Genomic DNA, 14,305 nt, shown 5'->3' on the forward strand with positions numbered 1-14,305 from the left:
CGCGGGACCCCGGCGAGGCTAGGTCTGAATTCCGACGGGCGGATCTTCACGCCGTCCGATGCTCCCCAAGCAGGTGCCGTCGCAACGGGAGAGGCAGTACCGCCGCCACCGGGGAGGCTCCGATCGCGGCGCCGATGCGAGTGGCGTGGACAATCCGCGACGCGGCGGTGCCGCCCTTCTGGGCCATCGGGATAGCGACGAAGTTGGTGTGAACCGCCCGCCACAGGGGCACGCGCTCGTCGACGACGGAATCGGCCTCGTCCGTGCCGACGCCAAGCCTCGCCGCGGTGACGGCCAGCAGGACGCCGCCGGCAATTCGCAGCCCGTCCGGGGTGAAGGGCGGATCGGTGACGTCCATGAGTCTCTCGGCGTCGGCGGCCTGACGAGACGGTCAAGCTATGCGGTTCCGGGTAGCGCATCTGCGCGGTTGCGCACAGGCGGCAAAAGCGGATGCGACGCAGGGTGATCGCAACCCCTGGCCGGCAGCCATCGTCGCATGGGTGTCCAGCACGATCCGGGCCGGACCGGTCGCCGGACCCTGGAGCGGCCATCGATGGCGCCGTGAACGGAGCAGGCCGACCTGCGATATTATTCATGGTCCGGACGGCATCCGCCTCCACGCCGAGCGCATGGCAAGACCAGCGAACGCGCCCGAGACTCGCCCTTCTGCATGGCTCGGAGGACCCCCGCGCGGCACTGCCGCAACGCTGCTGCGCCAAGGTCGGAAACGGCCGATTCAGAACGGGTTCGCGCCTTGACTTCGGGTGACGCGGGGTCGCATTGCACAATGCTGTGGGATGGTGCTTCCGTCCCGCCGGGCTGACTTTCCTTTGAAAGCCTCTAAGGTCCCGTCTGGCCGATTCCGCACCCGGAATGAGGCTCATCCGGCGCAATCATGCTTGGAGTGTGACACTTGGCGAACACGGCAGCCGATCCCGAGAACTCTCACGGCGCGCCGGACGGCACGCGACGTGACTTCATGTTCCTCGCGACGGGAGCGGCCCTGGCCGTCGGCGCCGGCGCGCTCGCCTGGCCCTTCGTCGCCTCGATGGCGCCGGACGCCGAGACCATCGCGGCCGGTGCTCCGCTCGAAGTCGATCTGGCGCCGATCCAGGAAGGTCAGATCGTCAACGTGTTCTGGCGCGGCAAGCTCATCTTCGTGCGCAACCGCTCGGAGAAGGAGATCAAGGAAGCCGGCGAGGTGAAGATGGCGGATCTCATCGATCCGCAGACGGACGCCGCCCGCGTGAAGCAGGGCCACGCCAAGTGGCTCGTGGTCTACGGCAATTGCACCCATCTCGGCTGCGTGCCGATCGGCCATCAGGGCCAGTACGAAGGCTGGTCCTGCCCCTGTCACGGCTCCCTCTACGACACGTCAGGCCGGGTGCGCCGGGGGCCCGCCCCGACGAACCTGCCGATCCCGCCCTACATCTTCGAATCGGATTCCAAGATCCGGATCGGCGAAGAGGGCGGCAAGGCCGTCGCCTGACACCCTGAAACAGGATTTGGAGCGGGTCGCCCCATGAGCGGACACGGCAATATCTACGTTCCCAAGAGTGCCTTGGCGAAGTGGTTCGAATCGCGCCTGCCCCTGATCGGGCTGGTGCATTCGTCCTTCGTCTCCTTCCCGGTGCCGCGGAACCTCAACTACTTCTGGACCTTCGGCGCGATCCTGATCGCCATGCTGGTGTCGCAGATCGTCACCGGCGTCTGGCTGGCGATGCACTACGATCCCTCCGCCGCCAACGCCTTCAACTCCGTCGAGCACATCATGCGCGACGTGAATTACGGCTGGCTGCTGCGCTACATGCACGCCAACGGCGCGTCGATGTTCTTCGTGGCGGTCTACGTTCACATCTTCCGGGCGTTGTATTACGGCTCGTACAAGGCCCCCCGCGAGGTGCTCTACATCCTCGGCGTGATCATCTACCTGCTGATGATGGCGACCGCCTTCCTTGGCTACACCCTGCCGTGGGGCCAGATGAGCTTCTGGGGCGCCACCGTCATCACCAACATCCTGGCGGCGATCCCGGTGGTGGGCGACACCATCCAGAGCCTGCTCTGGGGCGGATACTCGGTCGGCAACCCGACCCTGAACCGCTTCTTCTCGCTCCACTACCTGCTGCCGTTCATGATCACCGGCGTGGTGATCCTGCACGTCTGGGCGCTGCACGTGACGGGCCAGAACAACCCGGCCGGCATCCCGATCAAGACCGGCAAGGATGCGGTTCCCTTCACGCCCTACGCGACCGTCAAGGACGTGTTCGCCTCGGTCGTGTTCTTCGCCTTCTTCGCCTACTGGATCTTTTACCAGCCGAACTACCTCGGCCACGCCGACAACTACGTGCCGGCCAACCCGGCCGTGACCCCCGCCCACATCGTTCCGGAATGGTACTTCCTGCCGTTCTACGCGATCCTGCGCGCGGTGCCGGACAAGCTCGGCGGCGTCATCCTGATGTTCAGCGCAGTGCTGATCCTGGCGCTGGCGCCGTGGCTCGACACCTCCCGGGTGCGTTCGTGCAACTACCGCCCGATCTATCGCCAGTTCTTCTGGCTGTTCGTGGTGGTCTGCGTGGTGCTCGGCTGGCTCGGCGCGAAACCGCCGGAGGGTGGCTACGTCATCGCGGCCCGGATCTGCACGGCCTATTACTTCCTGCACTTCCTGCTCGTGATGCCGCTGGTCGGCCTGTTCGAGACGCCGAAGGCTCTTCCGGGCTCGATCCTCGAGACCGTGACCGGTCCCGGCAAGCAGATCAGCGGGTCCGGCATGCCGGTTGGTGCGGCGGCCGCACCATCGTCCAAGGGTTGAGGGCAGGGGACTTTTAAGAACCATGAAAACAACCCGCCTTCTCGCCGCGTCCCTGCTCGCGGCCGTCATGAGCATCTCTGCCGTCCAGGCAGAGGAGGAGCATGGCCCACCGAACCCGCCCCGCGAAACGTGGAGCTTCGCCGGGACCTTCGGGCGCTTCGACCAGGCCCAGCTTCAGCGCGGTTTCCAGGTCTACAAGGAAGTCTGCTCGAGCTGCCACGGCATGAGCCTCGTGCGCTTCCGCAACCTCTCGGAGGAGGGGGGGCCCGGCTTCACCACCGGGCAGGTCAAGGAGCTTGCCGCCCAGTACAAGGTGAAGGAGCAGAACGATGCGGGTGAGGACGTCGAGCGTCCCGCCCGTGCCGCCGACGCCTTCCCGTCGCCCTTCCCGAACGAGAAGGCGGCCGCCGCCGCCAACGGTGGCAAGGCCCCGCCCGACTTCTCGGTGCTGGCGAAAGCCCGGACCTACGAGCGCGGCTTCCCGTGGTTCGTCTTCGACGCGATGCCGTTCATCGGCTTCTCGGAGCAGGGCGTGGACTACATCCACGCGCTCCTGAACGGCTACGAGGATCCGCCGGCCGGCAAGGAGATTCCGGCAGGGACCTACTACAACAAGTATTACGCCGGTCACCTGATCGCGATGCCGAAGCCGATCAGCGACGGGCAGGTAACGTACGCCAAGAACGACAAGGGTGAGCCGGTGGTGCCGGAGACCACGGAGCAGTATTCCAAGGACGTCGCGGCGTTCATGGCCTGGGCGGCCGAGCCCCACATGATGGCGCGCAAGGCCCTCGGCCTGCGGGTGATCCTGTTCCTGCTCGTGCTGGCCGGCCTGCTCTACTACGTGAAGAAGAAGATCTGGGCGAAGGTCGGCGGCGAGGTCCACGGCCTCCAGCCCGAGCTGCACAAGACCTACTGAGCAAGCGCCGAGCGGTCGGTTCGACCCGGCCTTGCTTCCTGGCCTCGCTTCGTTGACACGACCCGCGCCGGCGCCCCAAGGAGGGGCGACCGGCGCGAACTTTTGGAGATGGGGATGACGGCAGCGGTGCTCGGCGTGATGGGCGGGTCCGGGGTCTATGACCTGCCCGGCCTGGAGGATGTCCGCGAGGAGCGGATCGAGTCTCCCTGGGGCGAGCCCTCGGACGCCCTGCGCATCGGCCGCATCGGCGAGACCAAGGTGGTGTTCCTCGCCCGCCACGGGCGGGGCCACCGCTTCTCACCGTCCGGCATCAATTATCGGGCGAATATCGACATCCTGAAGCGGGCCGGGGTCACGGACCTCGTCTCGCTGTCGGCTTGCGGCTCGTTCAAGGCGGAGCTGCATCCCGGCCTCTTCGTCCTCGTCGACCAGTTCGTCGACCGGACCCACGGCCGCGCCGCGTCCTTCTTCGGCGACGGCTGCGTCGCCCACGTCTCCCTGGCCCACCCGATCGGTCCCGCCTTGCAGGGCCGCATCGCCGAGGCGGCGCAGGCCGAGGACATCGCGGTCCATCGCGGCGGGACCTATGTCTGCATGGAGGGGCCGCAATTCTCGACCTACGCGGAATCCACCACCTACAAGGCCCTCGGCTACGACGTCATCGGCATGACCAACATGCCGGAGGCCAAGCTCGCCCGCGAGGCCGAGATTACCTACGCGACCATCGCCATGGTGACCGACTTCGATTGCTGGCACCCGACCCACGAGGCGGTGGACGTGGCCGCCGTGGTGGCGGTGGCGCGCGCCAATGCCGACAAGGCCGCTCGGCTCGTCGCCCGTCTCGCCCGCGACTTCCCGGCCGAGCGCGTGGCCTGTCCGGCGGGCACCGAGCGGGCCCTCGACGGCGCCATCATGACCGCCCCGGCGCAGCGCGATCCGGCCCTACTGGCCAAGCTCGATGCCGTGGCCGGACGAGTCCTCTCCGCCTGACGTGATCGGCGCGCCGGTGGATTCGGCATTGGGCGCCCTTCACGGGGGCCGGTCTTCGCACTAGAAGGCGGGCTCGTCTCGAAGAACCGGAACCGATCAGTGACCCAAGAGGCCAGGCGCTTCGCCAGCATCAGCCGCAAGACGGCGGAAACCGACGTCCGCGTCTCGGTCGATCTCGACGGAACCGGACGCGCCACCGTCTCGACCGGCGTCGGTTTCTTCGATCACATGCTCGAACTGTTCGCCCGCCACGGCCTGTTCGACCTCGACGTCGCGGTGTCCGGCGATCTCCACGTCGACCATCACCACACGGTGGAGGACACCGGCATCGCCCTTGGGCAGGCGGTTGCGCAGGCCCTGGCCGACAAGCGCGGCATCGCCCGGTATGCGGACATCCACTTACCCATGGACGAGGCGCTGACCCGCGTCGCCATCGACATTTCCGGCCGCCCGTTCCTGGTGTTTCGCACCGAGTTCCGGGTCGAGAAGATCGGGCAGTTCGACACCGAACTGGTGCGCGAGTGGTTCCAGGCCTTCGCCATGAATGCCGGCCTCACTCTACATGTCGAGACGCTGTACGGCGACAACGCCCACCACATCGCCGAGAGCTGCTTCAAGGGCTTGGCCCGCGCCTTGCGCCAGGCGGTGGCGATCGATCCCCGCGAGGGTGGTCGGGTTCCCTCCACGAAGGGATCGCTCTGATCCGCCTCGGGGCGGCTCGGCAGGGAGGATGCGAGACGTGATGCGCACCTATACGTTGCACCCGGAGCGGGACGCCCTGGCCGGCGAGGCTTACGGCCTCGAACGCGCGCACCTGGTGCCGGACGGCTTCTCCTGGCCGGCCTTCGCCTTCGGACCCCTGTGGTTCTTCTTCCACCGTCTCTGGCTCGCGGGCCTCGGCGTGCTGGTGCTCCTCGCCGGCGTGGCGCTCGGTGGACGCCTCCTCGGCCTGACGCCGGTGGCGGCGTCGATCATCGCGCTCCTGGTCTCGATCCTGATCGGCCTCGAAGCCTCCTCCCTGCGGCGCTGGACCTATGCCCGGGTCGGGCGACCGGTCCGGGATGCGGTGATCGCCGCGAGCACCGAGGAAGCCGAGATGAAGGCCTCCGCCCGCTGGCTCGAAGGCGCGCCCCCCGCACGGCCGTCCTCGGCCCCCTCTGGCGGACTTGCTGTCCCACCGAGCGATCTCGCCATCGGCATGTTCCCCTTCAGCGAGACGCGCCGGTGAGCGTCGAGACCGTCGCCATCATCGATTACGGCTCGGGCAATCTGCACTCCGCCGCCAAGGCCTTCGAGCGCGCCGCGCGCGAGGCCGGCTTGGATGCGACGCGGATCGTCCTGACCGACGAGGCCGAGACCGTCGCGCGGGCCGACCGGGTGGTTCTGCCCGGCGTCGGCGCCTACGCCGATTGCCGCCGTGGCCTCGACGCCGTGCCCGGCATGGTGGAGGCGATGACCCATGCGGCGCATGCGCGGGGTCGCCCCTTCCTCGGCATCTGCGTCGGCATGCAACTCCTCGCGACGCGCGGCCTCGAATACGACACGACGCCGGGCCTCGGCTGGATTCCCGGCGATGTCGGACCGATTCAGCCGTCCGATCCGGGCCTCAAGGTGCCGCATATGGGCTGGAACACCCTGCAGGTGGACCGCGAGCACGCGCTGCTGGCCGATATCCCCACCGGCGAGGGAGGCCTGCATGCCTACTTCGTGCACAGCTACGCGCTGTCGCCGGAGCGGTCCGAGGACCGGGTCGCCCATAGCGATTACGGTGGAGCGGTGACCGCGATGGTGGCGCGCGACAACGTCGCCGGCACCCAGTTCCATCCGGAGAAGAGCCAGCACCTCGGCCTCGCGCTCCTCGCCAACTTCCTGCGCTGGCGCCCCTGAGACCCGCACCCCACTTTTGAACCGTCCACCCGAAAGCGAACCGACGCGTGATCCTGTTCCCGGCCATCGATCTCAAGGAAGGACGCTGCGTCCGCCTCGTCCAGGGCGACATGGCCCAGGCCATCGTGTTCAGCGATGACCCGGCCGCGCAGGCCGCCGTCTTCGAGGAACAGGGCTTCTCCTGGCTGCATGTGGTCGATCTCGACGGCGCTTTCGCGGGCGCCCCGATGAATGCCGACGCCGTCGACGCGATCCTGGCCCGCACCAGGCTGCCGGTGCAGCTCGGCGGCGGGATCCGCGAGATGCGTACGCTGGAGGCCTGGATCGCCAAGGGCGTCAGCCGCGTCATCATCGGCACCGCCGCCGTGCGCGATCCCGCCTTCGTGCGCGAGGCGGCCCGTCTCTATCCGGGCAAGATCGCGGTCGGCATCGACGCCAAGGACGGCCGCGTCGCGGTCGAAGGCTGGGCGACCACCTCCAGCATGACGGCGGAGGAACTCGGTCGCCGGTTCGAGGATGCCGGCGTCGCGGCCATCATCTACACCGACATCGCCCGTGACGGCATCCTGAAGGGCCTCAACATCGAGATGACCCTCGGCCTCGCCCGCGCCGTCACCATCCCGGTGATCGCGTCCGGCGGCCTCGCCTCGATCGAGGATGTCCACCGCATCCTGGAGCCGGATTGCGCGCTGCTCGCCGGCGCCATCACGGGCCGCGCCCTCTACGACGGCCGCATCGATCCGCGCGAGGCTCTGGCGGCGATCCGGCGCGCCACCGGCGCGGCCGATGCCGGTCCGGCGGCCTGATCCGGTTCGAGGACCCCCGTGCTCAAGACCCGCATCATCCCCTGCCTCGACGTCAAGGACGGTCGCGTCGTGAAAGGCGTGCAGTTCCTCGAACTGCGCGATGCCGGCGATCCGGTCGAGGCCGCCAAGGCCTATGACGCGGCCGGAGCCGACGAACTCTGCTTCCTCGACATCACCGCGAGCCACGAGGATCGCGGCACGCTGCTCGACGTGGTCAGCCGCACCGCCGAGGCCTGCTTCATGCCGCTCACCGTCGGTGGGGGCATCCGCACGGTGGCGGATATCCGCACGCTGCTGCTGGCCGGGGCCGACAAGGTCTCGATCAACACCGCGGCGGTCAACGATCCCGATTTCGTGGCGCGCGGGGCGGAGAAGTTCGGCAGCCAATGCATCGTCGTGGCGATCGATGCCAAGCGCACCTCCGCGCCCGACGCGCCGCCGCAATGGCAGATCTTCACCCATGGCGGACGCAAACCGACCGGCATCGACGCCATCGCCTTCGCCCGCACCGTGACCGCCCGCGGCGCCGGAGAATTGCTGGTGACCTCGATGGATCGGGACGGGATGCGCTCCGGCTACGACATCGGCCTGACCCGGGCCATCGCCGACGCCGTCTCGGTGCCGGTCATCGCCTCCGGCGGCGTCGGTGGTCTCGACGATCTGGTGGCGGGCGTGCGCGATGGCGGCGCCAGCGCGGTCCTGGCCGCCTCGATCTTCCATTTCGGGCAGCACACCGTTTCCGAGGCCAAGGCCCACATGGCCGCGGCCGGCCTTTCCATGCGCCTCGATCCCTGAGGCCGAGTTGTCGCAGCCCTTGCGTCATGATCCATCGTGCCGCACGCTTGGTTGCATGGCACGATAAGCCCGGTTCGCCGGGATCAGGATGGTATGACCCAATTTACTCTCAGCGACCTCGAAGCCCTGGTCGCGGACCGTGCGGCGGCCTCCCCCGAGACGTCCTACACCGCAAAGCTCCTCTCCGGTGGCCCCGCCCGGGCTGCCAAGAAACTCGGCGAGGAGGCTGTCGAGGCCGCGATCGCCGCGGTCCAGGGTGATCGCGCCGCGCTGGTGAGCGAATCGGCGGACGTGCTCTATCACCTCCTGGTTGTGCTGCGCGGGGGCGGCATCGCCCTCGACGAGGTCCTGGCGGAATTGCAGAGGCGGACGGTCCAGAGCGGGATCGCCGAGAAGGCCGCACGGAGGCCCGCGTGAACGCCGAGCCCCCCATGCCGATGGGCCGGCCCGAACGTCCCGTCATCCGGGGACAGAATCCGGTGATGGGTCACGACCCGGTCACCGGCGAGGGCTCCGAGCGGCTCTCGCCCTATCGCCTCTTCAACCGCGAGGAATGGGCGCAGCTGCGCGCCGACACCCCGCTGACCCTGGCCGCCGAGGAAGTGGCCCGGCTCCAATCTCTCAACGATCCGATCTCGGTGGAGGAGGTCGAGGCGATCTATCTGCCGCTGTCGCGGTTGCTCTCGCTCTACGTCGCGGCGACGCAGGGGCTGTTCAAGGCGACCCAGCGCTTCCTGCTGGCCGAGCACGAGACCAAAGTGCCCTACATCATCGGCCTCGCCGGTTCGGTCGCGGTCGGCAAATCGACCTCGGCCCGCGTGCTGGCGGCGCTCCTGGCGCGCTGGCCCAACACCCCGAAGGTCGACCTCATCACCACCGACGGCTTTCTCCTGCCGAATGCCGAGCTGAAGCGCATGGGCGCGATGGAGCGCAAGGGCTTCCCGGAAAGCTACGACACCGCCGCGCTGCTGCGCTTCCTCACCGACATCAAGGCCGGCAAGAAGCGCGTGGCCGCCCCGCTATACTCGCACCTCGTCTACGATGTGGTGCAGGGCGAGGAGCGAATCATCGAATCGCCCGACATCCTTATCGTCGAGGGTCTGAACGTGCTCCAGCCCGCGCGCCTGCCGCGCGACGGCACCGCGATCCCGTTCGTGTCCGACTTCTTCGACTTCTCGATCTATCTCGACGGCCACGAGGACGACCTGCATCGCTGGTACGTCAACCGCTTCCTGCGCCTGCGCCAGACAGCCTTCCGCGATCCGCTGTCCTACTTCCGCAAGTATGCCGAGGTGACGGAGGCGGAGGCGATCGAGATCGCCGACACCCTGTGGACGACGATCAACCTGCCCAACTTGCGGGACAACATCCTGCCGACCCGCCAGCGGGCCAGCCTGATCCTCGCCAAGGGGGCGAGCCACCGCATCGAGACGGTGGCCCTGCGCCGGCTCTGAGACCGGCGCGCGATCGGCCGGTCATCCCAGCGGATAAGCGGCCTCGACCACGTAGGGGCCGCCGCCCTTCGACTCGCGCGCCGAGAACAGCGCGACCCGCTCCACCGTGAAGGTCAGCGATGTGAACAATCCGCGCTCACCGAGATAGGCGGCGACATCCTCCGCGCCGGCCTCGCGGCGCAGGCGCGCCAGGGTGACGTGGGGCGTGAATTTTCGTCGCTCGGCTTCGGCCCCCGCCTGGCGGGCGAGGCGCTCGTGCTCGGCCTGGAGATCGCCGAGTTCGGCATTCGGCGCCACCGTGGCGAGGATCGCCCGGGGCTTGTCGCCCCCGAAACTCGCCAATCCGTCGAGGGTGACGGCGAAGGGCGCCCGGGGCCGCGCCTCGGCCAGCCGCGCGTGCAGGGCTTCGGCGATCTCGACCTCGACGTCGCCGAGGAACCGCAGGGTGACGTGATAATCGGATGGCTCGATCCAACGGCTGCCGCGCAGGGCACCGCGCTTGAGGGACAGCGCCTCGGCGACGTCCGGCGGGATCTCCAGCCCGGTGAACAGGCGGGGCACGGCCTCAGCGCCCCTGCGGCGTCAGGCGATCGAGGAAGCTCTCGACCGTGGGCAGGATGCCGGCCACGATGGCCTGCACCCCCTTGGCGTTCGGGTGCAGGCCGTCATCGAGGTGGGCCTGCCGATCGCCCAGGATGCTCTCGAGGAAGAACGGGTAGAGGACGAGGCCGTAGCTCTTGGCGAGGTCCGGATAGATCGCATCGAAGCGCGCCACGTAATCCGGCCCGAGATTGGGTGCGGCCTTCATGCCCGCGAGGAGGACCGGGATTCCGCGCGCCTTCAGCCGGGCGATCATCGCGTCGAGGGCCTTGCGGGTCACCGCCGGGTCGGTGCCGCGCAGCATGTCGTTGGCGCCGAGTTCCAGGATGACCCCGTCCGTCCCGTCCGGGATCGACCAGTCGAGGCGGTCGAGCCCGCCCGTGGTGGTGTCTCCCGAGACGCCCGCATTGGCGATCGAGACGGCGCGACCGCGGGCCTTCAAGGCCCGTTCCAGCACGGCCGGGAAGGCGGCATCCGCCGGCAGGCGATATCCGGCCGTGAGGCTGTCGCCGAAGGCCACGAGCTTCACGGGGGGCGTGTCGGCGGCGGCGCGCGCGGGCGTATCGCCCGGCCCGAGTGCGGCAAAGAGCGTCATCAGGGCCGCGAGGCCGAGACCGGCATGGCGCGCCGCTTGCGCCCGGACCATATCGGCGAGACGTGAGACTCCACACAGACCCATTCGATCACAACCCCGACCCTCGGTTCACCATGACCTCAGTTGCCCACAGATCGGTCGCCCGTTGAAGTCCGACAAGCCCACGGCGCCGACGGCGCGGACCATCGCCCTCTCCGACATCGACCTGAGCCTCGGCCGCGGCGCGGCGCGCGTCCACGTCCTGCGCGGAATCTCCCTCGACGTGGCGCCCGGTGAGGCGGTTGGCCTGGTCGGCCCGTCCGGATCGGGCAAATCGACCCTCCTGATGGTGATGGCGGGGCTTGAGCGGCCCGATGCGGGTCGCATCGTCGTGGAGGGCACGGATCTCGGCACCCTCGACGAGGACGCCCTGGCGCGCTTTCGCGGGCGTCGCATCGGCATCGTGTTCCAGGCCTTCCACCTGGTGCCGACCATGACGGCCCTGGAGAACGTGGCCCTGCCCCTCGAACTCGCCGACCAGCCCGATGCCCATCGCCGGGCCCAGGCCGAGCTGGAGGCGGTCGGCCTCGGCCACCGGCTGCACCATTACCCGGCCCAGCTCTCCGGCGGCGAGCAGCAGCGGGTCGCCATCGCGCGCGCCATCGCGCCGAACCCGGCGATCCTCGTGGCCGACGAGCCGACAGGCAATCTCGACGAGGCGACCGGTCGGCAGATCGTCGACCTGCTGTTCGCCCTCAAGCGGGACCGCGGCGCCACCCTCGTGCTGGTCACGCACGATCCCGGCCTCGCGCGCCTATGCGACCGCACCGTCCGCCTGCGCTCCGGCCGGGTGGAAGCGCCGGCGCCGGTCCAGGCCTGATCCGATGCACGGCACCCTTCCCGAAACCGCGACGCCCCGGCGGGCTGGCCCCCGCGTCCCGCTCACCCTGCGGCTCGCCCTGCGCGAATTGCGCGGCGGTCTCGCGGGCTTCACCGTCTTTCTCGCCTGCATCGCGCTCGGCGTCGCCGCCATCGCGGGCGTCGCCTCGATCTCGCGCTCGCTGACCGACGGGCTCGGCCGCGAGGGCGCCCGAATCCTCGGCGGCGACCTCACCTACAGCCTGATCAACCGGGAGGCGACGCCCGAGGAGCGGGCTGCCCTCGACGCCCAGGGCGGGGTCTCCGTTGTGACCACCCTGCGGGCGATGGCGGTGGCGGGCGAGACCGGTGCCGCCCTGGTCGAGCTGAAGGCGGTCGGCGCCGATTATCCCAGCGCCGGCGACCTCGTCACCGATCCGGCCGAGCCCCTGGCGGATCTGCTGGCCGAGCGCGACGGCGCCGCCGGTGCGGTGGCGGACCCCGTGCTGCTGACGCGCCTCGACCTCAAGGTCGGCGACCGGATCACCATCGCGGGCAAGCCCTTCGCGATTCGGGCCACCCTGGTGTCGGAGCCCGACCGCATCGCCAACGGCATCGGCTTCGGGCCGCGCGTGCTGATCTCGCACGCGGCGCTCGCGGCTTCGGACCTGATCCGGCCCGGCAGTCTCAATCGCTGGAGCTACCGCCTGCAGGTCCCGAACGTCGCCGATGCCGAACTCGACACCCGCGTCGCCGCCATCGCCAAGGCGGCCCCGGATGCCGGCTGGGAGATGCGGGCGCGGACCAATGCGGACCCGCGCTTCGCCAAGAGCATCGAGCGTTTCACCCAGTTCCTGACCCTGGTCGGGCTCACCGCGCTCATCGTCGGCGGCGTCGGCGTCGCCAATGCGGTCGCGGCCTTCGTCGAGCGCAAGCGCGGCGCCATCGCCACCCTGAAGAGCGTCGGCGCGCCGGGCGGGCAGGTCGTCGTTCTCTATCTCACCCAGGTTCTGCTGATCGCCGCTCTCGGCATCGCGATCGGGCTGGCGGTCGGCGCGGCGCTGCCTTTCGGCCTCGACGCCGTGTTCCACGATGCCCTGCCGCTGCCCCTCAATCCGACGCTGGCGCCGGGCGAACTGGCCCTGGCGGCGGCCTACGGCTTCCTGACCGCGCTCGCCTTCGCGATCCTGCCCCTCGGCCGCGCCCACGACATCCCGGTCTCGGGCCTGTTCCGCGACGTGGTCGATCCGGGCTCGATCCGGACGCGGCTGCGCTATCGCCTCATCCTGGGCGCGGCCCTGGCCGGGCTCGTCGCCCTGGCCCTGGTCACCGCCTTCGACCGGCGTCTGGCGCTGATCTTCATCATCGCCGCCGGGCTCGCCTTCGGGCTCCTGCGCCTCGTCGCCGTCGGGCTGATGGCGCTCGCCCGCCGCCTGCCGCGCCCGCGTCGGGCCGCGCCCCGGATGGCGCTCGCCAACCTGCATCGCCCGGGGGCGCTCACCCCCGCCATCGTGCTCTCCCTCGGCCTCGGCGTGACCCTCCTGGTCACCCTGAGCCTGATCGACGCCAACGTGCGGCGCACGCTCACCAACTCCCTGCCGGCCAAGGCCCCGAACCTGTTCTTCCTCGACATCCCGTCCAGCGACGCGGATGCGTTCCACGGCTTCCTCGGCGCACAGGCCCCGGGCGCCAAGATCGAGCGGGTGCCGATGATGCGCGGACGGATCACCGCCCTGAACGGCGTCCCGGCGGGCGAGATCAAGCCGCCGGAGGATGCCGCCTGGGTCCTCGACGGCGATCGGGGCATCACCTACGCGGAGGATCTGCCCGAGGGCTCGTCCCTGGTCTCCGGCACGTGGTGGAATGCCGAGGAGGCGCGGACGCCGCTGGTCTCGTTCGATGCCGAACTGGCGGGCAAGCTCGATCTCAAGGTCGGCAGCACCGTGACGGTCAACGTCCTCGGGCGCACCCTGACGGCGAAGATCGCCAACCTGCGCAAGGTCGAATGGCGCTCGCTCGGCATCAACTTCGTCATGGTGTTCACGCCCGGCACCTTCCGGGGCGCGCCGCATTCCGACCTCGCCACCCTGACCCTGCCCAACGGCTCGGACGCGAAGGCCGAGGCCACCATCCTGCGGGATGTCGCCCGGGCCTATCCGTCCGTCACCAGCGTGCGGGTGAAGGAGGCGCTGGAGGCCGTCAGCGACATCGTCGCCAAGCTGGTCCTGGCCATCCGGGGCGCCAGCGGCATCGCCGTGGTGGCCAGCCTGTTCGTGCTGGCGGGTGCGCTGGCGGCGGGCCACCGCGCCCGGCTCTACGATGCCGTCGTGCTCAAGACCCTGGGCGCCACCCGGTCCCGCCTGCTCGCGGCCTACACCCTCGAATACGGCGCCCTCGGGCTGGCGACGGCGATCTTCGGTCTCGCTGCCGGCACCCTTGCCGGCTGGGTGATCGTCACCCGCGTGATGAAGCTCGAGTTCACCCTTGACCTGTCGGGCGCGATCGTGGCCGCCGCGCTGGCGGTGGCCTTCGCGATCGTCCTCGGCCTCGCCGGCACCTGGCGCATCCTCGGCCAGAAGCCCGCGCCCTACCTGCGCCAGTTCTGAGGCACCG

At 69.5% G+C, this 14,305-nt stretch carries 16 protein-coding genes; 13 read left to right on the top strand and 3 right to left on the bottom strand.

The window, feature by feature from the left end; translation table 11 throughout:
• Nucleotides 1-46: 46 nt before the first annotated feature.
• A complete protein-coding gene (locus tag ASF57_RS26155; protein ID WP_056478879.1) occupies nt 47-358 on the bottom strand; it encodes a hypothetical protein in 312 nt (103 codons plus the stop codon).
• Between the two features lie 555 nt (nt 359-913).
• Between ASF57_RS26155 and petA the strand changes: the two genes are divergently transcribed.
• The 11 genes from petA (at nt 914) to coaA (ending at nt 9,660) form a co-directional block, all read left to right on the top strand.
• Entirely contained in the window at nt 914-1,489 is a 576-nt protein-coding gene (gene petA, locus ASF57_RS00620; RefSeq protein ID WP_056189994.1) for a ubiquinol-cytochrome c reductase iron-sulfur subunit, read from the top strand.
• Nucleotides 1,490-1,522: 33 nt separating this feature from the next.
• A complete protein-coding gene (locus ASF57_RS00625; protein ID WP_056189996.1) occupies nt 1,523-2,809 on the top strand; it encodes a cytochrome b N-terminal domain-containing protein in 1,287 nt (428 codons plus the stop codon).
• Between the two features lie 22 nt (nt 2,810-2,831).
• Nucleotides 2,832-3,728: a cytochrome c1 gene (locus tag ASF57_RS00630; protein ID WP_056189998.1), complete on the top strand. Its 897-nt coding sequence runs from the start codon at nt 2,832-2,834 to the stop codon at nt 3,726-3,728.
• Nucleotides 3,729-3,842: 114 nt separating this feature from the next.
• Nucleotides 3,843-4,718, top strand: a complete 876-nt coding sequence (locus ASF57_RS00635; RefSeq protein WP_056190000.1) for an S-methyl-5'-thioadenosine phosphorylase — start codon at nt 3,843-3,845, stop codon at nt 4,716-4,718.
• A 99-nt stretch (nt 4,719-4,817) separates the two neighbouring features.
• Entirely contained in the window at nt 4,818-5,420 is a 603-nt protein-coding gene (hisB, locus tag ASF57_RS00640) for an imidazoleglycerol-phosphate dehydratase HisB (protein WP_056190002.1), read from the top strand.
• A gap of 40 nt (nt 5,421-5,460) precedes the next feature.
• Nucleotides 5,461-5,946 carry a DUF2628 domain-containing protein gene (locus ASF57_RS00645; RefSeq protein WP_056190005.1) on the top strand — a complete coding sequence of 162 codons (486 nt, stop codon included), beginning with the start codon at nt 5,461-5,463 and terminating at the stop codon, nt 5,944-5,946.
• Complete coding sequence (gene hisH, locus ASF57_RS00650) at nt 5,943-6,605, top strand: imidazole glycerol phosphate synthase subunit HisH (RefSeq protein ID WP_056190007.1); 663 nt, start codon at nt 5,943-5,945, stop codon at nt 6,603-6,605. Before ASF57_RS00645 ends, hisH begins: the two co-directional genes overlap by 4 nt.
• 47 nt (nt 6,606-6,652) lie before the next feature.
• Entirely contained in the window at nt 6,653-7,411 is a 759-nt protein-coding gene (gene hisA / locus ASF57_RS00655; RefSeq protein WP_056190008.1) for a 1-(5-phosphoribosyl)-5-[(5-phosphoribosylamino)methylideneamino]imidazole-4-carboxamide isomerase, read from the top strand.
• An 18-nt stretch (nt 7,412-7,429) separates the two neighbouring features.
• On the top strand, nt 7,430-8,206 hold the full coding sequence (gene hisF, locus ASF57_RS00660) for an imidazole glycerol phosphate synthase subunit HisF (protein WP_056190010.1): 777 nt from the start codon (nt 7,430-7,432) through the stop codon (nt 8,204-8,206).
• Between the two features lie 93 nt (nt 8,207-8,299).
• Nucleotides 8,300-8,623: a phosphoribosyl-ATP diphosphatase gene (locus tag ASF57_RS00665; RefSeq protein ID WP_056478883.1), complete on the top strand. Its 324-nt coding sequence runs from the start codon at nt 8,300-8,302 to the stop codon at nt 8,621-8,623.
• A gap of 65 nt (nt 8,624-8,688) precedes the next feature.
• Complete coding sequence (coaA, locus tag ASF57_RS00670) at nt 8,689-9,660, top strand: type I pantothenate kinase (RefSeq protein WP_056190110.1); 972 nt, start codon at nt 8,689-8,691, stop codon at nt 9,658-9,660.
• Between the two features lie 21 nt (nt 9,661-9,681).
• Here coaA and thpR read toward each other — a convergent pair whose 3' ends face one another.
• Both thpR and ASF57_RS00680 read right to left on the bottom strand, forming a co-directional pair.
• A complete protein-coding gene (gene thpR / locus ASF57_RS00675; RefSeq protein ID WP_056190014.1) occupies nt 9,682-10,221 on the bottom strand; it encodes an RNA 2',3'-cyclic phosphodiesterase in 540 nt (179 codons plus the stop codon).
• Between the two features lie 4 nt (nt 10,222-10,225).
• Nucleotides 10,226-10,939, bottom strand: a complete 714-nt coding sequence (locus ASF57_RS00680) for an arylesterase (protein WP_200935787.1) — start codon at nt 10,937-10,939, stop codon at nt 10,226-10,228.
• Between the two features lie 61 nt (nt 10,940-11,000).
• Between ASF57_RS00680 and ASF57_RS00685 the strand changes: the two genes are divergently transcribed.
• Together ASF57_RS00685 and ASF57_RS00690 are read left to right on the top strand one after the other, a co-directional pair.
• Nucleotides 11,001-11,714: an ABC transporter ATP-binding protein gene (locus ASF57_RS00685; RefSeq protein ID WP_056190016.1), complete on the top strand. Its 714-nt coding sequence runs from the start codon at nt 11,001-11,003 to the stop codon at nt 11,712-11,714.
• 4 nt (nt 11,715-11,718) lie between these two features.
• Complete coding sequence (locus ASF57_RS00690; RefSeq protein ID WP_056478886.1) at nt 11,719-14,298, top strand: FtsX-like permease family protein; 2,580 nt, start codon at nt 11,719-11,721, stop codon at nt 14,296-14,298.
• Nucleotides 14,299-14,305: the final 7 nt, after the last annotated feature.

Source organism: Methylobacterium sp. Leaf117 (assembly GCF_001422985.1).
In the GTDB taxonomy this organism is placed as follows: Bacteria; Pseudomonadota; Alphaproteobacteria; order Rhizobiales; family Beijerinckiaceae; genus Methylobacterium.